This is a genomic window from Kitasatospora sp. NPDC056181 (genome assembly GCF_042266225.1).
GTDB lineage: Bacteria > Actinomycetota > Actinomycetes > Streptomycetales > Streptomycetaceae > Kitasatospora.
In genome coordinates, this window is sequence record NZ_JBHJUK010000002.1 from 224036 (window position 1) to 245552 (window position 21517).

Here is a 21517-nt window from a genome sequence, read left to right on the forward strand (position 1 = left end):
GTTACTTCGATCGCCTGGTTCCGCTCAGCCGCGGGGGCTGGCGGAGCTGGAACCAGTAGAAGCCGTGCCCGGCGAGCGTGAGCAGGTACGGCCACTCGCCGATCGAGGGGAAGCGCACCCCGCCGATCAGCTCCACCGGATACCGCCCGCCGTACTGCCGCAGGTCCAGTTCGGTCGGCTGCGCGAACCGGGAGAAGTTGTTCACGCACATGACCAGGTCGCCCTCGTGCTCGCGCACGAAGGCCAGCACCGCGGGGTTGCTGGAGGGCAGTTCGGTGTACGTGCCCAGGCCGAAGGCCGGGTTGAGCTTTCGGATCTCGATCATGCGACGCGTCCAGTGCAGCAGCGAACTCGAACTGCTCTGCTGCGCCTCGACGTTGGTCACCTGGTAGCCGTACACCGGATCCATGATGGGCGGCAGACTGAGCCTGCCCGGGTCGGCGGAGGAGAAACCCGCGTTGCGGTCCGGGGTCCACTGCATCGGCGTGCGCACGCCGTCCCGGTCGCCCAGCCAGATGTTGTCGCCCATGCCGATCTCGTCCCCGTAGTAGAGCACCGGCGAGCCGGGGAGGGAGAGCAGCAGGGCGGTGAACAGCTCGATCTGGTTGCGGTCGTTCTCCAGCAGCGGGGCGAGCCGTCGGCGGATGCCCACGTTGGCGCGCATCCTCGGGTCCTTGGCGTACTCCGCGTACATGTAGTCGCGCTCCTCGTCGGTGACCATCTCCAGGGTCAGCTCGTCGTGGTTGCGCAGGAAGATGCCCCACTGGCAGCCGCCGGGGATCTTCGGGGTCTTGGCGAGGATCTCGGAGACGGGGTAGCGGGACTCCCGCCGGACCGCCATGAAGATCCTCGGCATCACCGGGAAGTGGAACGCCATGTGGCACTCGTCGCCGCCCGAGGCGAAGTCGCCGAAGTAGTCGACGACGTCCTCCGGCCACTGGTTGGCCTCGGCGAGCAGCACGGTGTCGGGGTAGTCGGCGTCGATCTCCTTGCGGACCCGCTGGAGGAACTCGTGCGTCTCCGGAAGGTTCTCGCAGTTGGTGCCCTCGCGGGCGAACAGGTACGGCACGGCGTCCAGCCGGAAGCCGTCGATGCCGAGGTCGAGCCAGAAGCGGAGTCCGGCGATCATCTCGTCCTGGACCCGGGGGTTGTCGTAGTTGAGGTCCGGCTGGTGGGAGAAGAACCGGTGCCAGTAGTACTGCTTGCGCACCGGGTCGTACGTCCAGTTGGAGGTCTCGGTGTCGACGAAGATGATCCGGGCGTCGGGGTACTGCTTGTCGTCGTCGGCCCACATGTAGAAGTCGCCGTACGGGCCGTCCGGGTCCTCCCGGGAGGCCTGGAACCACGGGTGCTGGTCGCTGGTGTGGTTCATGACGAAGTCGATGATCACGCGCATGCCGCGGGCGTGCGCGGCGTCCACGAACTCCATGAAGTCGGCGAGGTCGCCGAACTCCGGCAGGACCGACTTGTAGTCGGCCACGTCGTAACCGCCGTCGCGCAGGGGTGAGGCGAAGAACGGCGGCAGCCAGAGGCAGTCGACCCCGAGCCACTGGAGGTAGTCGAGTTTGGACGTGAGCCCCCTGAGGTCCCCGACCCCGTCGCCGTTGCTGTCCTGGAAGGACCGCACCAGCACCTCGTAGAAGACCGCACGCTTGAACCACTCGGGGTCAAGGTTCTTCTTCGAGGTCTCGGGGAAGGTGTCGGGGACGGGCTCGTTCACTGTCACGCTGGGTTCCTCCGAACCGTGAGGAGGTGAGCCGGCTCGGCTGAGGGATCGAGCCGGACGTAGTTGTGCCGGCCCCAGGTGTAGGCGGCGCCGGTGAGCTCGTCGTGCACCGCGAACGGCCCGTCCCCGTCGAGGGTGACGGTGGCCTCCTGCACGTGGTGCGGGTCCAGGTTGACCACCGTGAGGACGTGGTCGGTGAGGCCCTCGGCCGTGGTGGCCGTCTTGGAGAAGGCGAGCACCTGGTCGTTGTCGGTGGCGTGGAAGCGCAGGCCGCGCAGCTGCTGGAGGGCCGGGTGCCGGCGGCGCAGCCGGTTCAGCACGGTGAGCAGCGGGGCCAGGGTGTCGGTGCGGTTCCAGTCGCGCGGGCGCAGCTCGTACTTCTCGGAGTGCAGGTACTCCTCGGACCCCGGGTGGGCCGGCTCGTTCTCGCACAGCTCGTAGCCGGCGTAGACGCCGTAGCTGGGGGAGAGGGTGGCGGCCAGGACCGCGCGGATCGCGAACGCGGCCCGGCCGCCGGTCTGCAGGTAGCCGTGCAGGATGTCCGGGGTGTTGGCGAAGAAGTTGGGCCGCATGTACGCGGCGGCGTCACCACTGAGTTCGGTGAGGTAGTCGGTGAGTTCCTGCTTGGTGGTGCGCCAGGTGAAGTACGTGTACGACTGGTGGAAACCGATCTTCCCCAGGGTCTGCATCATCGCGGGGCGGGTGAACGCCTCCGCCAGGAACACGACATCGGGGTCGGTGCGGGCGATGTCGCCGAGCACCTTCTCCCAGAACAGCACCGGTTTGGTGTGCGGGTTGTCGACCCGGAAGATCCGCACGCCGTGGGACATCCAGAACCGGAGGATACGGATGGTTTCCTTGACGATTCCGTCCATGTCCTGGTCGAAGTTGATCGGATAGATGTCCTGGTACTTCTTCGGCGGGTTCTCGGCATAGGCGATGGAGCCGTCGGCGCGGTGGCTGAACCATTCCGGGTGCTTGTTCACCCACGGGTGGTCCGGCGAACACTGCAGCGCGAAGTCCAGCGCCACCTCCAGGTGCAGCGCCCCGGCCTCGGCGACGAAGTGGTCGAAGTCCTCGATGGTGCCGAGGTCGGGGTGGACCGCGTCGTGGCCGCCCTCGGGCGAGCCGATCGCCCACGGCGAGCCGACGTCGTGCGGGCCGGCCGTCAGGGTGTTGTCCGGGCCCTTGCGGTAGGCGCGGCCGATCGGGTGGACGGGTGGCAGGTAGACCACGTCGAAGCCCATCGCCGCGACGGCCGGCAGCCGCTCGGCGGCGGTGCGCAGGGTGCCCGAACGCGGCGGCTCGACGCCGGACGGGTCGACCACCGCGCCCTCCGAGCGGGGGAAGAACTCGTACCAGGAGCCGTACAGCGCCCGCTCGCGGTCCACCTGGAGCGGCAGCGGCCGGGAGGCGCTGACCAGCTCGCGCAGCGGGTAGCGGGCCAGCAGGTCCAGCACCTCGGGGGCGAGCGCGGCCGCGAGCCGGGAGAGCGGCGGCAGGCCGGTGTCGCGCAGCGCGTCCACCGCGGCCAGGACGTGCGCCCGGCCCTCCTTCTTGGGCACGCCGCCGGCGGCCCGCTCCAGCAGCAGCGCGCCCTCCTCCAGGACCAGCGCGGTGTCGATCCCGGCGGGCAGCTTCACCGCGGCGGTCCTGCGCCAGGTGGCCAGCGGGTCGCTCCACGCCTCCACCAGGTAGGACCAGCGGCCGGGCGCGGTCGGGGTGACGAGGGCGCCCCAGCGGTCGGTGCCCTCGGCGAGTTCGCGCATCGGCGTCCACGGGCCGCTGCGGCCGCGCGGGTCGCGCAGCACCACGTTGGCGTTCACCGCGTCGTGGCCCTCGCGGAACACGGTGGCGGTGACCAGGAAGGCCTCGCCGGTCACGGCCTTGGCCGGGCGGCGGCCGGCGTCGACGAGGGGGCTGACGTCCAGGACGGGGATGCGGCCGATCACGGTGTCGCTCTCTGTCGTCTTGCGGGCGGAGGGCTTGCGGGTGGTCGCGGTCCGGGGGGTCGCGGTCCGGTTGGCCGCGGTCCGGGCGGGAGCGTTGCGGGAGGCGGTGCCGGCCCCGGCGGCGTCGGCTCCGGCCACGGCGGTGGCCGTGGTGGCGGCCTTCGCGGTGGCGGTGGCCGTGGTGGCGGCCTTGCCGGTGGTGGCGGCGGTCGCGCTGCGCCGGGTGGTGGTGCGCTTGCGCGGTGCCGCGGGGCGGGTCTCCTCGGCCCCGGGTTGTCGGGCCGGTTCGCTCTGCTGCTCCGTACGGATAGCCCCGGCACCCCGGGGTGCCGGCATCGGCGCGTCTGTCCGGGTGTCAGAATCCATCCGTCCGGCGGATTCCGCGACCCCCGCGTCGACGGTGTCGGTCACCGGTGTGGACTGGTCCCGCGTGTCGCCGTGCATGCCAAACTCCTGCCCGAGATCGGCGGCAGCTCCCGCGGGCCGCACGGGCCGGGGGGAGTACCGGGAGGACTGCTGGGTGGGGAGGCCGTGCGACCGGAAGCCTGCCCGCGCCGCCGTCCCCGGCAACCTGCCCCGCGCCCGCCAAGCCCGTGGCGGGGAGCCCGAGAGCCCGCGCGCGTCCCGGCGCACGCCTCTCGGGGCACGCCCCTGGGCGACCCAACCCACCCGTGAACGAGCAGGCCGAGTTCGAGGACACGCATCGGTGCGCCGTGGGCGCCGAATGGGCTAAGGAGGTTGAGGAACGATCAACGCGAAAAGGATTCGGACGTGCTGCTTCAAGGGGGGCGCCACCCGTCGCCGCACTCCCCACAGCATCAACGACCTTGGTTCATAGTCGCACCGGGGACAAGACTTTCGCAGCGGTACGACAGTAGTTTCGGGCCAATGCGGGGGCGGAGCCACGGCAGGAAATGGAGCTGTTCCGCGATGTTCACGTATTGGTAGCGCGGCCCCCGGGAAAGTGCGCCTCGCGCGCCCCCTGTGCAGTCCAATGCGCCGAATGCGATCTCACCAATAGGCCGAACGGAGGCCCAATAGCCCACTTGACGCACCATCATGACAGTCGCCGGGGCTACGCTTCACGCCGTGAAGGCAATCCGCAGATTCACCGTCCGCACCGTCCTGCCCGAACAACTCCAGCCGTTGCACGAGCTGGCCTTCAACCTGCGCTGGTCCTGGCACCCCGAGACCAGGGACCTCTTCCGGTCCGTGGACCCGGACGTCTGGGCCGCGACCGGGGAGGACCCGGTGCGCCTGCTGGGGGAGGTCCCGGCCGCCCGGCTCGCCGCGCTCGCCGGGGACCGGCGGTTCCTGCGCAGACTCGGCGACCTCGCCGACGACCTGCGGGAGTACCTCTCCGGCCCGCGCTGGTACCAGGCCGCCCCGCACGGCCCCGACCAGCAGGCCGCCGTCGCCCCGCAGCCCGCCGCCATCGCCTACTTCTCGCCCGAGTACGGCATCGCCGCGGCGCTGCCCCAGTACTCCGGCGGGCTCGGCATCCTGGCCGGCGACCACCTCAAGGCCGCCAGCGACCTCGGGGTCCCGATCATCGGCGTGGGGCTGTTCTACCGGCACGGCTACTTCCGGCAGTCCCTCGGCAGGGACGGCTGGCAGCAGGAGCGCTACCCGCTCCTCGACCCGGACGAACTGGCCGTCACCCTGCTCCGGGAGGGTGACGGCACGCCCTGCCGGATCGACCTCGCGCTGCCCGGCGGCCGCACCCTGAGCGCCCACATCTGGCGGGCCCAGGTCGGGCGCGTCCCGCTGCTGCTGCTCGACTCCGACATCGAGGCCAACTCGCCGGCCGAGCGCGACGTCACCGACCGCCTCTACGGCGGCGGCAGCGAGCACCGGCTGCTCCAGGAGATGCTGCTCGGGATCGGCGGCGTCCGCGCGGTGCGCGCCTACGGCCGGCTCACCGGCCACGCCGCCCCCGAGGTCTTCCACACCAACGAGGGCCACGCCGGCTTCCTCGGCGTCGAGCGGATCCGCGAGCTGATCGCCGACGGCGCGGCCGGCCCCGGCCTCGACTTCGCCGCCGCCCTGGAGGCCGTCCGGGCCGGCACCCTCTTCACCACCCACACCCCCGTCCCGGCCGGCATCGACCGCTTCGACCGGGACCTGGTCGCCCGGCACTTCGGCGGCGACGCCGCACTGCCCGGCGTCCCGGTCGAACAGGTGCTCGCGCTCGGGGCCGAGACCTGGCGCGGCGGGGACCCGAAGCTGTTCAACATGGCCGCCATGGGCCTGCGCCTCGCCCAGCGGGCCAACGGCGTCTCCACCCTGCACGGCGAGGTCAGCCGGTCGATGTTCAACGGCCTCTGGCCGGGCTTCGACTCCGCGGACGTGCCGATCACCTCCGTCACCAACGGCGTGCACGCCGCCACCTGGATCGACCCGGCGGTCGTCCGGCTCGGCGCCGCGGAGATCGGCGCCGACCGCGCCGAGGACGCGATGACCACCGGTGACGCCAAGCGCTGGACGGGCCTGGAACGGATCGGCAACGCCGAGATCTGGGAGCTGCGCCGCACCCTGCGCGCCCAGCTGGTGGACGAGGCCCGCCGCCGGCTGCGCGCCTCCTGGCGCCAGCGCGGCGCCGGCGAGGCCGAGCTGGGCTGGGTCTCCTCGGTGCTCGACCCGGACGTGCTGACCATCGGCTTCGCCCGCAGGGTCCCCTCCTACAAGCGGCTCACCCTGATGCTGCGCGACCAGGAGCGGCTGCGCGCCCTGCTGCTGCACCCCACCCGGCCGGTGCAGATCGTGGTCGCCGGCAAGGCCCACCCGGCCGACGACGGCGGCAAGCGGCTCATCCAGCAGATGGTCGCCTTCGCCGACGACCCGGCCGTCCGGCACCGGATCGTCTTCCTGCCGGACTACGACATGGCGATGGCCCGGCACCTCTACCCGGGCTGCGACGTCTGGCTGAACAACCCGCTCCGCCCGCTGGAGGCCTGCGGCACCTCGGGGATGAAGGCCGCGCTCAACGGCTGCCTCAACCTGTCCGTCCTCGACGGCTGGTGGGACGAGTGGTACGACGGCCAGAACGGCTGGGCGATCCCCACCGCCGACGAGAGCGGCGGCGTCCTCGACCCGGAGAGCGGCGAGGCCGAACGGCGGGACGACATCGAGTCCGCCGCGCTGTACGACCTGATCGAGCACCAGGTGGCCGCCCGGTTCTACGACCGGGGCGCGGACGGCCTGCCGCACCGCTGGATCGCCATGGTCCGGCACACCCTGGTGACCCTCGGGCCCAAGGTGCTGGCCGGGCGGATGGTCCGCGAGTACGTGGAGCGGCTGTACACGCCCGCCGCGCAGGCCCAGCGGGAGCTGGCGGCCGCGGTGCCGGGCCCGGTCCGGGCCGACGGGCGCGCCGGGGCCGGGAGCGACGAGGGGCAGCGCGTGACGGGCCCCTACGCCGGGGCGCGAGAGCTGGCCGCCTGGAAGACCCGGGTGCGGGAGGCCTGGCCCGCCGTCCGGGTCGAGCACGTCGAGGCGGACTGCCCGGACGAGGCGCAGGAGCTGGGCAGCTCACTGGCGCTTCGGGTGCAGGTCGCGCTCGGCACGCTGGAGCCCGGCGACGTCGAGGTGCAGGCGGTCTCCGGCCGGGTGGACGAGGCGGACGGCATCTCGGACGCCTGCGTGCTCGCCCTGAAGCCGGTCGGCGGGCCGGACCTCGACGGGCGGACCCGGTACGAGGGATCGCTGGAGCTCTGCCGGACGGGCCCGTTCGGCTACACCGTCCGGGTGCTGCCGGCCCATCCGCGGCTGGCCTCGCCGGCCGAGCTGGGCCTGGTCGCGCTGCCGGCCGAGTCGGCGGGGATGGACGCGGGGATGCTGCGCTGAGCGGCCGGTGAGGTGGGGAGGGCCGGCCGGGCCGGCCCTCCCCACCCGTGCGCCACGGGCAACGGCCGCGGTCAGACCAGGCTGTCCCGCCACGCCTGGTGCAGCTCGGCGAACCGCCCGGAGCCCGCGATCAGCTCCTCCGGGGTGCCGTCCTCGACGATCCGGCCCTGGTCCATCACCAGCACCCGGTCGGCGATCTCCACGGTGGAGAGGCGGTGGGCGATGATCACCGCCGTCCGCCCGGCCAGCACCGTCCGCATCGCCCGCTGGACGGCCTGCTCGCCCGGCACGTCGAGCGAGCTGGTCGCCTCGTCCAGGATCAGCACCGCCGGGTCGGCCAGCAGGGCGCGGGCGAAGGCGACCAGTTGGCGCTGGCCGGCCGAGATCCGGCCGCCGCGCTTGCGCACGTCGGTGTCGAAGCCCTCGGGCAGTGCGGCGACGAACTCGTGCGCGCCGATCGCCCGGGCGGCCTCCTCGACCTCCTCGCGGGTGGCGCCGGGCCGGCCGAGCGCGATGTTCTCGGCGACGGTGCCGGAGAACAGGAAGGACTCCTGGGTCACCATCACCACCCCGCGCCGCAGCTCGGGGGTGGCGAGGTCGCGCAGGTCGATCCCGTCGAGGGAGATCCGCCCGCCGGTCGGGTCGTAGAAGCGGGCCAGCAGCTTGGCGACGGTCGACTTGCCCGCGCCGGTCGCACCGACCACGGCCACCGTCTGCCCGGCGGGCAGCACCAGGTCGAAGGCGGGGAGCACCTCCTTCCCCGTGCGGTAGCCGAACCGGGCCTTCTCGAAGTGCACCTCCCGCCCCTTGGTGAGGGACTTCGGCAGCTCCTTCGGCTCGGCCGGTTCGGCGACGGTCGGCTCGTGGGCGAGCAGGCCGGCGATCTTCTCCAGGGCGGCGGCGGCCGACTGGTAGCTGTTCAGGAACATCGCCAGCTGGTCGATCGGGTCGTACAGCCGGCGCAGGTAGAGCACGAAGCCGGTGAGCACGCCCAGCTCCACCGCGCCGTCGGTGACCAGGAAGGCGCCGAGCAGCACGACGCCGGCCATCCAGACGTTGGCGGTGGTGCGGGAGAGGCCGACGTACCGGGCGATCTCCAGCAGGCCGTCCGCCATGGCCGTGGCGGACTGCCGGTTCACCACGCCGAACGCGGCGTCGTTGGCCCGCTCGCGGCGGAACGCCTGGACCGGGCGGATGCCGTTCATGGTCTCGGTGAACCGGACGATCAGTGACGCGGCCGAGGTGCGCGAGCGGCGGTAGACCAGGCGCGAGCGCCGCCGGAACGAGCGGGCGATCAGGAAGAGCGGTACGAAGGAGCCCAGCGAGACCAGGCCGAGCCGCCAGTCCATCACCAGCAGCAGCACCGAGATGTAACAGACCGAGAGGAACACGGTCAGCAGTTCCTGGAGGCCCTCGGAGAGCAGCTCGCGCAGCGCGTCCACGTCACTGGTGGCGCGGGAGATGATCCGGCCCGAGGTGTAGCGCTCGTGGAAGTCCAGGCTGAGCCGCTGGGCGTGCCGGAAGATCCGGCCGCGCAGCTCCAGCAGGATGTCCTGGTTGATCCGGGCGCTGATCTTGATGAACGTCCACTGCAGGACGGTGCTCAGCAGCGCGAAGGACAGGTAGGCCGAGATCACCGCGATCAGCGGGCCGGCGTCGTGGTCGCGCAGGGCCGGGATGCCCCGGTCCATCGCGATCGCCACCAGCAGCGGGCCGGACTGCAGCGCCGCCTGCTGGACCAGGATCACCACCATCGCGATCGTGATGCGGGTCCGGTGCGGGCCGAGCAGCGCACGCAGCAGCGCGCGGGGGGCGCCGGGCGGGACGGGGATGTCCTCCTCGTCGGCCGGCGGGGGCGGCAGATCGTCCTCGGGCTCCGCGGCCTTCTCGTCGGGCTCGATCGTGGTGGTCATCGGGCGGGGCTCCCCTCCGGTACGAGGGCGGCCTCGCCCGACATCAGTTCGCGGTAGCGCGTCGAGGTGCGCAGCAGGTCCTGGTGGGTGCCGACGGCCTCGATCCGGCCGTCCGCCAGCACGGCGACCCGGTCGGCGAGCAGCACGGTGCTCGGCCGGTGGGCCACCACCAGGGCGGTGGTGGAGCCGAGCACCTGCCGCAGCGCCTGTTCGACCAGCGCCTCGGTGTGCACGTCCAGGGCGGAGAGCGGGTCGTCCAGCACCAGGAAGGCCGGGTCGCCGACCACCGCGCGGGCCAGGGCGAGCCGCTGGCGCTGGCCGCCGGAGAGGCTGAGACCCTGCTCGCCGACCTCCGTCTCGACGCCGTCGGGCAGCTTCTCGACGAAGCCGGCCTGGGCGGTGGCGAGGGCGGTGGCGAGTTGCCCGGCGTCGGCGCCGGGCGCGCCCATCAGGACGTTCTCCCGGACGGTGGCCGAGAACAGCGTGGGCTCCTCGAAGGCGACGGCGACCAGCTCGCGCAGCCGCTCCCGGGACAGCTCGCGGATGTCCCGCCCGTCCAGGGTGATGCTGCCGGCGGTGGCCTCGTAGAGCCGCGGGAGCAGGGCGGTGAGCGTGGTCTTGCCGCTGCCGGTGGCGCCGACCAGGGCCATCGTCTCGCCGCTGCGGATGTGCAGGTCGATGCCGCGGAGCAGATCGAGGGTGTCGGACGGGGCGTCGGGGTAGCGGAAGCGCACGCCGGTGAGGCGGATGCCGTTGGGGGAGCTCCCGGGAAGGGGCGCCCGCTCGCCCGTCGCCTCGTCCACCTTCTCGTCCACCTTCTCGTCCGGCAGCTCTGCGTCGAGCACCTCGAAGTAGCGGTCGGTGGCGGTCGCGGCCTCGTTGGCGTAGGCGAGCAGCCAGCCGAGCGACTCGACGGGCCAGCGCAGTGCCAGCGCGGTGGAGAGGAAGGCGACCAGGGTGCCGGTGGTCAGCTCGTCGTGCGCGACCAGGTAGCAGCCGGCCGCGAGTGCGCAGCCGAGCGCCAGCTCGGGCAGGCCGACGATCACCGCCCAGAGGTTGGCCAGCAGGCCGGCCTTGCGCAGTTCGGTGCGGCGCAGCCGGTGCGCCTGCCCGCGGAACCGCTCGGCCATCGAGCGGTGGCGGCCGAAGGCCTTGAGGATGCGGATGCCGAGGATGGACTCCTCGATCACGGTGGCGAGGTCGCCGTTCTGGTCCTGGGCGCGGCGGGCGGCGTCCGAGTAGCCGGTCTCGAAGCGCCGGGTCAGCAGCAGCAGCGGCCCGGCGGGGAGCAGCACGATCAGTGCGAGCCGCCAGTCCTGGGTGAACATCAGCGCGGTGCCGGCCAGGAACGTCACCGAGTTGACGATCAGGAAGACCAGCGGGAAGGTCAGGAACAGCCGCATGGTGAACATGTCGGAGGTGGCCCGGGAGAGCAACTGGCCGGAGCCCCAACGGTCGTGGAAGGCGACCGGCAGCCGCTGGAGCCTGGCGAAGAGGTCGCCGCGCATCGCGGTCTCCACCCGGGCGAGCGGTCTGGCCAGAATCACCCGCCGGGTGTAGAACAGCCCCGCCTCGAAGAGGCCGAGGGCCAGCAGCAGGGCGATCAGCGGCCAGAGCGCGTCGAGGTCGTGGTCGGCGATCGGTCCGTCGACGATCCGGCCGAGCACGATCGGTACCAGCAGCAGGCTGAGCGCGGCGAGCAGGGCGGAGCCGACCGAGGCGGCCAGCCGCCAGCGGATCGGGCGGACGTACGGCCACAGGCGCAGCAGCGAGCGGACCGTCGACCGTCGGGCGGGCGCGGGCGTGGGGGCTTGGTTCTCGGCCATCGCCGTGAGCGTAGGTCGTGACCGCGTCATTTCTCATCCGGTTTTTCGGACCTGTCGGCGAGAACCGGCCACGTGCGCGGGGGCGCTCCGGCGGATGTCAGGCGGCGGGTGTGCGCAGGAGGCGCAGGGAGCGCCCGCCCAGGGTGACGGCGTCCTGCGGGTGGTGGGTGTGGGTGCCGTTGCCGGTCTCGTCCGCGGCGGTGTCGAGGACGGTCGTGTACTGCGCGTCGGGTGCGGCCCAGGGTTCGCCGGGGAGGGTGAACGGGACGGCCTCGGGGCCGGCGTTGAGCAGCAGCAGGAAGCTGTCGTCGCGCAACGGGCTGCCGTACTGGTCGCGTTCGGACATCGCGGCGCCGGAGAGCAGCATGCCGAGGCAGGCCGTCGGGCCGAACCAGTCGGCCTCGGTCATCTCCTTCCCGCGCGGCGTGAACCAGGCGAGGTCGGGCTGGCCGCCGGGCACCGCGGCCCGGCCGGAGAAGAACGCCCGCTGGCGCAGCACCGGGTGGGTGCGGCGGAGCCGGACGAGGCGGGCGGTGAGATCGCGCAGCCCGGCCCAGCGCCGGTCCTCCAGCAGGGACCAGTCCAGCCAGCTGACCTCGCCGTCCTGGCAGTAGGCGTTGTTGTTGCCGCCCTGGGTGCGGCCGAACTCGTCCCCGGCGGTGATCATCGGCACGCCGGTGGAGAGCAGCAGGGTGGCCATCAGGTTGCGGAGCTGGCGCAGCCGCAGCGCGTTGACGGCCGGGTCGGCGGTCTCGCCCTCGGCGCCGTGGTTCCAGGACCGGTTGTCGTCGGTGCCGTCCCGGTTGGCCTCGCCGTTGGCCTCGTTGTGCTTGCGGTTGTAGGAGACCAGGTCGCGCAGGGTGAAGCCGTCGTGCGCGGTGACGAAGTTGACGGAGGCGTACGGGCGCCGGCCGCCGCGCTGGTAGAGGTCGGAGGAGCCGGAGAGCCGGTAGCCCAGCTCGCGCACGTCGGGGCGGGCTCCGCGCCAGAAGTCCCGCACGGTGTCGCGGTACTTGTCGTTCCACTCGGCCCAGAGCGGCGGGAAGCCGCCCACCTGGTAGCCGCCGGCGCCGACGTCCCACGGCTCGGCGATGAGCTTGACCCGGCTGAGCACCGGGTCCTGCGAGACGGCGGCGAGGAACGGGTGGTCCATGTCGACGCCGTCGTTGCCCCGGGCGAGGGCGGCGGCGAGGTCGAAGCGGAAGCCGTCCACGCCCATCTCGGTCACCCAGTACCGCAGCGAGTCGGTGACCAGCCGGACGACGTGCGGCCGTCGGGTGTCCAGGGTGTTGCCGCAGCCGGTGTAGTCGGCGTAGCCGCGCGGGCGGTTCAGCGGGAGGCGGTAGTAGCCGGCGTTGTCGATGCCGCGCAGGGAGAGGGAGGGGCCGAGTTCGGCGGCCTCGGCGGTGTGGTTGTAGACCACGTCGAGGATCACCTCGATCCCGGCGGCGTGCAGCGCGCGCACCATCCGCTTGAACTCGCCGACCTGGCCGCCGAGACCGCCCGAGGAGGAGTAGCCGGCGTGCGGGGCGAAGTAGCCGATCGTGTTGTAGCCCCAGTAGTTGACCAGCCCGCGCGCCTGGAGGTGGTCCTCGCTGGCGTGCTGGTGGACGGGCAGCAGCTCGACGGCGGTGACGCCGAGCGCGGTGAGGTGGGCGACGGCGGCGGGGTGCGCGAGGCCGGCGTAGGTGCCGCGCAGGTGCGGCGGGACGTCCGGGTGGCGCATGGTGAAGCCGCGCACGTGCAGCTCGTAGAGGACGGTCTCGGCCCACGGGGTCTTGGGGCGGTGGTCGTCGTACCAGTCGTCGTCGTCGTGGACGACCACGGACCTGGGCACGTACCGGGCCGAGTCGCGGTTGTCCCGGACGGTGTCGGCGACGTCCGCCTCGGGCCAGTTGCGGACGGCGGCGCAGACCGCGTCGTGGGAGGTGTAACAGCCGTCGATGGCGCGGGCGTACGGGTCGAGCAGCAGCTTGGCCGGGTTCCAGCGGGCGCCCGTCCACGGGTCCCAGCGGCCGTGGACGCGGAAGCCGTAGCGGGTGCCCGGGCGGACGCCGGGCAGGAAGCCGTGCCAGGTCTGGAAGTCCTGCTCGGTGAGGCGGTGTCTGCTCTCCTGCCCGTCCTCGTCGAACAGGCAGAGGTCGACGGCCTCGGCGCCGGCCGCCCAGAGCGCGAAGTTGGTGCCCCGGCGCCCCTGGGCGTCGGTCCGGAAGCGGGCGCCGAGCGGCTGCCAGCTGCCGGGCCACGGCTGTTCGGCGGCCGCCCCGCCGCGCGGCCGCACTCCGGCTTCCAGCTCCTGCCCTGACGCCATGGCCGTACCCTCCCTGAACCGGGGTGTCCCGGACCCCGTTCACCTTCTCTTTCCCTGATCCCACGGAGCGGAAGCCCGCTGAACGGAGGCTTACGCCGGCCCGAACTCCCGGCCCTCCCGTGCCCGGGCGCCGCCGGGGCCCGCACGGCGGCGCGCACGGGAAGTCGGACCGGCCGACTTCCCGTGCGGAGCGCGTTGGGGCGCCCGGCCCGCGATTGCTCCTCCGGTGTGCGGTTTCCGGGGTTTGGGCGTGTCCTGCCGTGCTCGCCCTCGTTGTGGGGGGTATCGGACGGAAGAGGCGGGAGGCCCCGGAATGCGGCCCCGAGGACGGGTTTGGGCACGGCGCGCGGGGGCCTTGGCCTGGTGCCTGGCAGTGCTGACGGGTTGCGCCGGCGGGGGCGGCACCCCGGCCGGCGGCGGCGCGGCGTCGTCGGGCCCGGCCCACGCCGCGCCGCCGCCCGTCTCGCGGGCGGCCATCACCGCGCTGCCCGCCGACGGCACGCAGGACGTCCCGCCGGAGGGCCCCGTCCGGGTCACGGTGGCCGAGGGGCGGCTGGTCTCCGTCCGGCTGGCCGACTCCAAGGGCGCCGAGGTGGCCGGGACGATCTCCGAGGACGGCTCGACCTGGATGCCGGACGGCCTGCTCCCGCTGGGCACCGCCTACACCCTGGACTCGGTGGCCGAGGACGAGCAGGGGCAGAAGGCGGCCCAGCACACGGACTTCTCGACGGCGGCGCGGGCCCACACCTTCGTGGCCTTCTTCACCCCGGAGGACGGCTCCACGGTCGGCGTCGGCATGCCGGTCTCGCTGCGCTTCAGCCGGCCGGTCGCCGACCGGGCGGCCGTGGAGAAGGCCGTCGCGGTGACCGCCGACCCGCCGGTCGAGGTGGCCGCGCACTGGTTCGGCAACCAGCGGCTGGACATCCGGCCGCAGAAGTACTGGGCGGCGGGCACCAGGGTGGAGGTGGCGCTGCGGCTGAAGGGCGTGCAGGGCGCGCCGGGCGAGTTCGGCACCCAGGTGAAGGACGTCCGCTTCACGGTGGGCCGGGCCCAGGTCTCCACGGTGGACCTGGACGCCCACACCCTGACCGTCCGGGCCGGGCAGGGCGGCAGGGTGGTGAAGGTGCTGAAGGTGTCCGGCGGCGACCCGAAGCACTCGACGTACCGGGGCGTCCTGGTGGTCTCCGAGAAGTACAAGGTGACCAGGATGAACTCGCAGACCGTCGGGATGGGCGACGAGTACGACATCAAGGACGTCCCGCACGCGATGCGGCTGACCAACTCGGGCACGTTCATCCACGGCAACTACTGGGCCGACCCGGAGGTGTTCGGCACCGCCAACACCAGCCACGGCTGCATCGGCCTGGCCGACGCCAAGGGCGGGACGAGCACGGAGACCCCGGCGGGCTGGCTCTTCGAGCACACCGTCCCGGGGGACGTGCTGGAGGTGAAGGCCTCCGCGGGGGAGGTCGTCCCGCCGAACAACGGCCTGAACGGCTGGAACCTGCCCTGGGGCCAGTGGCTGGCCGGCAGCGCCGTCCCGCACGAGGCGCACTGACCCGGCGGGCCCCCGCCGGCCGGGCGGGGAGGGCGGCCCGGCGGGCGTTCGAGGCCCCGTCTTCACCCCGGGTCCACCCCCGGTCCACGGACCTCCCCCCAGGATTCACTCATTCGGCTTAGCTATCCTGCTTCCGCGCCGGAAGCCCGGCGCAGAAAGATCGCCGGTCAGGTGCAACCCGTCCGGGTCGATGCGCGTCCATCAGGGTGGACACCGGGAGGGGAGAAACCGTGAAGCCGGTTTGGGCGGCCGAGGCCGCAATACGCACCACCAACCGTCGCAACCGTGGCCTGCGCCGCAGTGCGGTGGCACTGGCGATGGGTGGGGTGCTGCTGTTCACCGCAGCCTGCAACGACGACAAGGGCGGTGACAGCAAAACCGGCGGCGGTGACGCGGCCGCGACGGCGGGGGCCAGTGGCGCCCCGGCGGCCGGCCAGAGCCAGGGGACGCCGAAGACGTCGGCCGCGGTGCTGACCGTCGACCCGAAGGACGGCGCCCAGGACGTCGCGCCGACCAACGGGCTGAACGTGTCGGTGGCCAACGGCAAGCTCACCACGGTCGAGGTGACCGACAAGGAGGGCAAGCCGGTCGCGGGGGCGATCTCGGCGGACGGCAGCGGCTGGAAGCCGAGCGGTGCGCTGGCCGTCGGCATGGCGTACAAGGTGAGCGCGCAGGCCCAGGACGCCGAGGGCCTGGTGGCCGCGTCGACGACCTCGTTCACCACGCTGACGCCGGCGAAGACGATCTCCACCAACGACAACATCGCCGACAACGCCACCTACGGCGTCGGCATGATCGTCTCGGTGGTCTTCAACAAGGACGTCAAGAACAAGGACGCCGTGCTCAAGGGCATCACGTTCGAGACCAGCGACGGTGCCGCCACCGAGGTGAAGGGCCACTGGTTCGGCGCCCGCCGGCTGGACTTCCGCCCGGCCGAGTACTGGAAGCCGGACACCAAGGTCACCATCAAGTACCGCCTGAAGAACGTCGAGGTCGCGCCCGGCATCTACGGTGACGTGGACAAGGACGAGCCGTTCACCATCGGCCGCTCGCAGGTCTCCACCGCGGACGCGGCGGCGCACAAGATGACGATCGTCCGGGGCGGCCAGAGCACGACCGTGCCGGTCACCCTCGGGGCGGACGCGACGCCTTCCTGGGGCGGCACCATGGTGATCATGTCCAAGGAGAAGGTCACCCGGATGAACTCGCAGACCGTCGGTCTCGGCGGCGAGTACGACATCCAGGACGTGCCGCACGCGATGCGGCTGACCACCTCGGGCACCTTCGTGCACGGCAACTACTGGGCCAACCCCTTCGGCAAGACCAACGCGAGCCACGGCTGCGTCTCGATGCAGGACGAGAAGGGCGGCAGCGACTCCTCGGTGGCGGGCAAGTTCTTCAACGACTCGCTGGTCGGTGACGTCGTCAAGATCGTGAACACCAAGGAGAAGACCGTCTCGCCCGACAACGGGCTCGGCGGCTGGAACATCGCCTGGGCGAACTGGTAGACCGGCCGGCCGTCCCGGGGAGGCGCTTTACCCCGCTGACGGCCCTGGTAGTCCCGGTTGGGTAACGACCGGCCCGATCCTCACTCGTTGGGGTCGGGCCGGTCCTCGTTCGTGGGGTAATTGCCCCTCGAATGGCGCAACCTTTCCGTTGGCTGCGGCGTGTATCTGTCGGATCCCGCGGGATCAGGGACGGGATCGAGGGAGGGAGTCGACGTGAGGTCGATACGCAGGATGGTGGCCGCCGGCTGTCTCGGTGGCGTGATGGTGCTGACCAGCGCCTGTGGCGGCGGTGGCGGCAGCGGGAGCGCGGCCAAGGCCGAGCTGGGGGGCGGCGCGGCCGCGGGGGCCGCGCCGACCGCCTCGGCGACCGCCTCCGGCTCCGCCACGGCCCCGGCGGCCGCGACGCCGAAGACCTCGGCCGCGGTGGTGGACATCCAGCCGAAGAGCGGCGCGGTGGACGTGGCGCCCAGCGGTGCGCTGAAGGTCGCGGTGGCGGGCGGCAAGCTCACCACCGTCAAGGTGAGCGACAAGACCGGCAAGGAGGTGGCCGGCACGATCGCCGCCGACGGGAGCAGCTGGACCCCGTCCGCCGGTCTCGCGGTCGGCACCGCCTACCAGGTGAGCGCGATGGCGGCGGACGCCAACGGCGTGGTCGCCACGGCGGACAGCAGCTTCACCACGCTGACGCCCGAGCGCGAGGCGAAGGCGAGCGACAACGTCGAGGACAACGCCACGTACGGCGTCGGCATGATCGTCTCGGTCGACTTCGACAAGGACGTGAAGAACAAGGACGCCGTCGCCCAGGGCATCGCCGTCAAGACCGACAACGGCACGGTCGTGAAGGGCCACTGGTTCGGCGACCGCCGGCTGGACTTCCGCCCGGAGGCGTACTGGAAGCCCGGTACCAAGGTCACCGTCCAGTACCGCCTGAAGAGCGTGGAGATCGCCCCCGGCGTGTACGGCGGCGTGGACCGGGACGAGCCCTTCACGATCGGGCGATCGCAGGTCTCGACGGTTGACGCCAAGAGCCACCGGATGACGGTGGTCCGCGACGGGGCGACCTCCACCATCGACATCACCTCCGGCTCGCCGGAGCACCCGACCTGGAACGGCACCATGGTCGTCATGTCGAAGGAGGGCGTGGTGCGGATGCAGTCCAGCAGCATGCCCGGCATGACCGGTGCGCCGTACGACCTCCAGGTGCCGCACTCGATGCGGCTGACCACGTCCGGCACGTACGTGCACGGAAACTACTGGAGCAACGCCTTCGGCGAGGACAACGTCAGCCACGGCTGCGTCGGCCTCAAGGACGTCAAGGGCGGCGGCGACGCCACCTCGGCGGGCAAGTTCTACGACGACTCGCTGATCGGCGACATCGTGACCGTGCAGAATTCCTCGCGCGGCCAGGTGGAGCCGGACAACGGCCTCAGCGGCTGGAACCTGGCCTGGAGTGCCTGGTAGGAGCCGGTTCGCGGCAACCCGGGCTTGACGGCGCGCGGGTCCGGGTTGCACGCGGCATATGCCGATCGAGTGGTGATCGTTTGCTCATTGTCCGTACGCGGCCGCTTGCGTTCCGCAATGATGGTCCGCATGGCGGGTTGGGGCGAAACAGATCAGTCATCACTTCCTGGGTCCAGCTTGGTTGCTGACGCGTCGTGGATGTGCTTCCAGGACACTCTCGCGGCCCTGGAACGACTCAGCTCCGAGGAGCTGGAACACATGTACTCCGGCAGGCTGTGCGACCAGACGGACCCGGGGGAGGTGCGGCTGCCGTCCCGGCCGGAGTCCGGTCCGGTGGCCCGCCGGCTGGTGCTCTCCGTCCTCGAATCCTGGGACCTCCACCAGCAGCTGGAGGTCGGCGAGTTGCTGACCAGCGAGCTGGTGGCCAACGCGGTGCGGCACGCGGCCGGGCGGACCATCGGCCTCCAGGTGTCGCGCAAGCCGGGCTGGCTCCGGGTCGAGGTGCGGGACTCCTCGCGGGCGATGCCCTGCCTGATCCTGGCCGAGCCGCTGCCGGTCAACGAGCGCGGGCGCGGCCTCAAGGTCGTCGACGACCTGGCGGACCGCTGGGGCGCGGACCTGCTGCCCCGCGGCAAGGGCGTCTGGTTCGAGCTGAAGGTGCGCGAGCGGCACTGAGGGTGCCGGTGCGCCGGCGTGTGCGGGGGTCCGGTGGGCGTGCGCGGCGCATGCTGCGGGCCCGGAAAACACGCAGGGCCCCCGACGCGCCGTGGTCCGGCAGCTGGGGGCCCCTGCAAGTCATCGCGCCGGCCAAGGGGGTGCGTGCCGCGCGATGGACGACGGCCGTGCCAGGTCGGGCCGGCCGTAGTTCCGGTGCCCACGGCGGATTCGATGGCGTCCGCCCTTGGACACCTCGACTATCGCACGGATCTCAGCATGTGGGCAAACCGAGCGTCTTTGATTGCAAGGTTTGTAACCTGGTTCACCTTTGGAATTTGCATAGGTTAACGCTGTGGCCTGAGATTATTCATGATCGATGCAAAGTGCGGGGTGCCCGCTACGCACTGGGCAGGCGCAGCGCGAGTCCGTCGAGGATGACGTCCAGGCCGTAGGTGAACTTGGAGTTGCGCAGGGCCACCGGGTCGGCACCCACCACGGCGTCGTACGAGGAGGCGAGGTGTTCGCTGCCGGCCACCGCCTCCTGCGCCGCGGGAATCAGACGGGCGATGAAAGCGGTCTCGGTCTCGCCCGAGCGGGCGACCGTGGTCAGCCAGGCGGCCTCCGTCGTACTCATGCCGATCGCGTACGAGAGCACGGTGTCGATCGCGCGTGACGGCTCGGGGAAGCCGGCGGCGGTGAACAGGGCGGCCACCTGCTCGGCGTAGGCCATCAGGTTGGGGCCCAGGTAGGCGAGCCCTGCCTGGCCGAGGACCGAGGCCAGCCAGGGGTGGCGCAGCGTCGTCGCGCGGAAGGACTCGGCGGCCAGGGTGACCGCCGCCCGCCAGTCCGGGCTGTCGGCCGGCGGGACGTCGATCTCGCCGAAGACCTCGTCCACCGCGAGCTCCATCAGCTCCTCCTTGGTGGCCACGTGCCGGTAGAGCGAGGTCGCGCCGGCGTTCAGGCGGGCGCCGAGCTTGCGCATGCTGAGCGCCTCGACGCCGTCCGCGTCCAGCATGACGACGGCCTCCCTGACGATCGCCGCCCGGCTCAGTGCGGGCTGGTCGGGCTCGCGCTGCTGCCGCGCCCACACGGACGGGATCGGCTTCTGCTGCGCCTTTGCGGGCATGGTCGTCCTCCACTCTTCTGCGTACACCGTGCGCATCCAGCGTACATGTGCAAGGGGTTGCGCACACTGTTCCGCCGTGCGTACAGTGTTCGCAACGAAGGAACAGCGTGCGCAGCTCGGAAGGAAGAACCATGGAAACCCGCAACCCACGTCGCTGGTGGATCCTCGTCGTGCTCTGCCTCAGCACGCTGGTCCTGGTGATCGACAGCATGGCGCTGACCGTCGCCGTCCCGTCCATGACGGAGGACATCAAGGCGAGCGCCCAGGACACCCAGTGGATCCTCGACTCCTACATCCTGGTGTTCGCCGGACTCCTGCTCACCTCGGGCAGCCTCGGGGACCGGTTCGGCCGCCGGAAGGTGATGGTGATCGGCCTGCTGCTCTTCGGAGCCGCCTCACTGGGCGCCACCCTCTGCACCAACCCGGGCGAGGTCGTCGCCGCCCGGATCGCGATGGGCGTCGGCGGCGCGCTGATCATGCCGTCCACCCTCTCGATCCTGATCACCGTCTTCGAGGAGGACGAGCGCAGCAAGGCGATGGCGGCGTGGGGGTCGGTGTCGATGCTCGGCCTGGTCGGCAGCCCGGTGCTCGGCGGCGTCCTGATCGACCACTTCTCGTGGCACTCGATCTTCTTCATCAACGTCCCGGTCGTCGTCCTGGCCGTGCTCGCCGCCCTCACCCTGATGCCGGAGTCCAAGGGCCCGTGGCAGAAGGCCGACCCGCTGGGCGCGGTCCTCTCCGCCGCCGGCATGACCGCACTGGTCTGGTGGATCATCGAGATCCCGCAGCACGGCGCCTTCGAGGGCAGGTCGCTGATCACCCTGGCCGTGGCCGTGGTCGCCCTCGGCGGGTTCGTGATCTGGGAGAACGTCACCGAGTCCCCGATGGTCCCGCTCGTCCTGTTCAAGCACCGCAACTTCAGCGGCGGCTCGCTCTCCCTCACCCTGGTCCAGATCGGCAACGGCGGCCTGCTGCTCGTCCTCACGCAGTACCTGCAGTTCGTCCTCGGCTACTCGCCCGTCAAGGCCGGCCTCGCGTTCGTCCCGCTCGCCGTCGCCGCGCTGATCGGCAACGGCGCCGGTGCCGGGCTCGCCGCGAAGACCGGCCACCGGCTCCTGATCCTGGCCGGCATGCTGGTCATGGCCAGCTCGTTCGGCCTGCTCACCACCGTCTCCGCCGACAGCGGCTTCGCCCTCCCGGCCGTCGCCCTCGGTCTGCTCGGCCTCGGCGCCGGCCTCGCGATGCCGGCCGCCGTCGGCGCCCTGATGGGCACCATCCCCGCCGAGCGGGCCGGCGTCGGCTCCGCCCTCAACGACACCATCCAGCAGGCCGGCACCGCGCTCGGCATCGCCATCCTCGGCTCGCTGCTCTCCAGCCGCTTCGCCCACGAGATGCCCGCCGGCTCGTCCGAGCAGGCCAAGCGCTCCATCGGCGACGCGCTGGCCGCCGCCAACGGCGACGCGGGTCTCGTCCACGCCGCCCGGGAGGCCTTCACCTCCTCGATGTCCACCACCTTCACCATCAGCGCGGTCAGCATCCTGGCCGCGGCCGTCCTGGCCGCCCTGGTGATGCGGGACAAGAAGCCCGAGGCCGCGGAGGCCGCGGCGGAGGAGGCGGAGCTGGTCGCCTGAGC

At 72.0% G+C, this 21517-nt stretch carries 12 protein-coding genes; 6 read left to right on the forward strand and 6 right to left on the reverse strand.

Annotated features, from left to right (window positions below; all coding sequences use genetic code 11):
• Window position 1 precedes the first annotated feature (1 nt).
• Together treS and ACFC1F_RS02150 are read right to left on the reverse strand one after the other, a co-directional pair.
• The gene (treS, locus tag ACFC1F_RS02145) at window positions 2-1726 is read right to left on the reverse strand and encodes a maltose alpha-D-glucosyltransferase (RefSeq protein ID WP_148642869.1); all 1725 of its coding nucleotides are present in this window, start codon (window positions 1724-1726) and stop codon (window positions 2-4) included.
• The gene (locus ACFC1F_RS02150; protein WP_376155043.1) at window positions 1723-3678 is read right to left on the reverse strand and encodes an alpha-1,4-glucan--maltose-1-phosphate maltosyltransferase; all 1956 of its coding nucleotides are present in this window, start codon (window positions 3676-3678) and stop codon (window positions 1723-1725) included. Before ACFC1F_RS02150 ends, treS begins: the two co-directional genes overlap by 4 nt.
• Before the next feature lie 1089 nt (window positions 3679-4767).
• Here ACFC1F_RS02150 and glgP point away from each other — a divergent pair.
• Window positions 4768-7524, forward strand: coding sequence for an alpha-glucan family phosphorylase (gene glgP, locus ACFC1F_RS02155; protein ID WP_376155006.1), 2757 nt, complete (start codon window positions 4768-4770; stop codon window positions 7522-7524).
• Window positions 7525-7595: 71 nt separating this feature from the next.
• Here the strand turns inward: glgP and ACFC1F_RS02160 are convergent, their stop codons facing one another.
• The 3 genes from ACFC1F_RS02160 to glgX all read right to left on the reverse strand — a co-directional run bounded on the left by ACFC1F_RS02160 (window position 7596) and on the right by glgX (window position 13574).
• On the reverse strand, window positions 7596-9437 hold the full coding sequence (locus tag ACFC1F_RS02160; protein WP_376155008.1) for an ABC transporter ATP-binding protein: 1842 nt from the start codon (window positions 9435-9437) through the stop codon (window positions 7596-7598).
• Entirely contained in the window at window positions 9434-11263 is a 1830-nt protein-coding gene (locus ACFC1F_RS02165) for an ABC transporter ATP-binding protein (protein WP_376155009.1), read from the reverse strand. The genes ACFC1F_RS02160 and ACFC1F_RS02165 overlap by 4 nt, the downstream gene beginning before the upstream one ends.
• Window positions 11264-11360: 97 nt before the next feature.
• The gene (gene glgX / locus ACFC1F_RS02170) at window positions 11361-13574 is read right to left on the reverse strand and encodes a glycogen debranching protein GlgX (protein WP_376155011.1); all 2214 of its coding nucleotides are present in this window, start codon (window positions 13572-13574) and stop codon (window positions 11361-11363) included.
• A 373-nt stretch (window positions 13575-13947) separates the two neighbouring features.
• On the opposite strand from glgX, the gene ACFC1F_RS02175 reads away from it, so the two are divergent.
• From ACFC1F_RS02175 to ACFC1F_RS02190, 4 genes are all read left to right on the forward strand, one after another.
• Window positions 13948-15132, forward strand: coding sequence for an Ig-like domain-containing protein (locus ACFC1F_RS02175; RefSeq protein WP_376155013.1), 1185 nt, complete (start codon window positions 13948-13950; stop codon window positions 15130-15132).
• Between the two features lie 317 nt (window positions 15133-15449).
• The gene (locus tag ACFC1F_RS02180; RefSeq protein WP_376155045.1) at window positions 15450-16640 is read left to right on the forward strand and encodes an Ig-like domain-containing protein; all 1191 of its coding nucleotides are present in this window, start codon (window positions 15450-15452) and stop codon (window positions 16638-16640) included.
• A gap of 213 nt (window positions 16641-16853) precedes the next feature.
• A complete protein-coding gene (locus ACFC1F_RS02185) occupies window positions 16854-18101 on the forward strand; it encodes an Ig-like domain-containing protein (RefSeq protein WP_376155015.1) in 1248 nt (415 codons plus the stop codon).
• Between the two features lie 117 nt (window positions 18102-18218).
• Window positions 18219-18776 carry an ATP-binding protein gene (locus ACFC1F_RS02190; protein WP_374105972.1) on the forward strand — a complete coding sequence of 186 codons (558 nt, stop codon included), beginning with the start codon at window positions 18219-18221 and terminating at the stop codon, window positions 18774-18776.
• Window positions 18777-19155: 379 nt separating this feature from the next.
• Here ACFC1F_RS02190 and ACFC1F_RS02195 read toward each other — a convergent pair whose 3' ends face one another.
• Window positions 19156-19884, reverse strand: coding sequence for a TetR/AcrR family transcriptional regulator (locus tag ACFC1F_RS02195; protein ID WP_376155016.1), 729 nt, complete (start codon window positions 19882-19884; stop codon window positions 19156-19158).
• A 131-nt stretch (window positions 19885-20015) separates the two neighbouring features.
• Between ACFC1F_RS02195 and ACFC1F_RS02200 the strand changes: the two genes are divergently transcribed.
• Complete coding sequence (locus ACFC1F_RS02200) at window positions 20016-21515, forward strand: MFS transporter (RefSeq protein WP_376155018.1); 1500 nt, start codon at window positions 20016-20018, stop codon at window positions 21513-21515.
• Window positions 21516-21517: the final 2 nt, after the last annotated feature.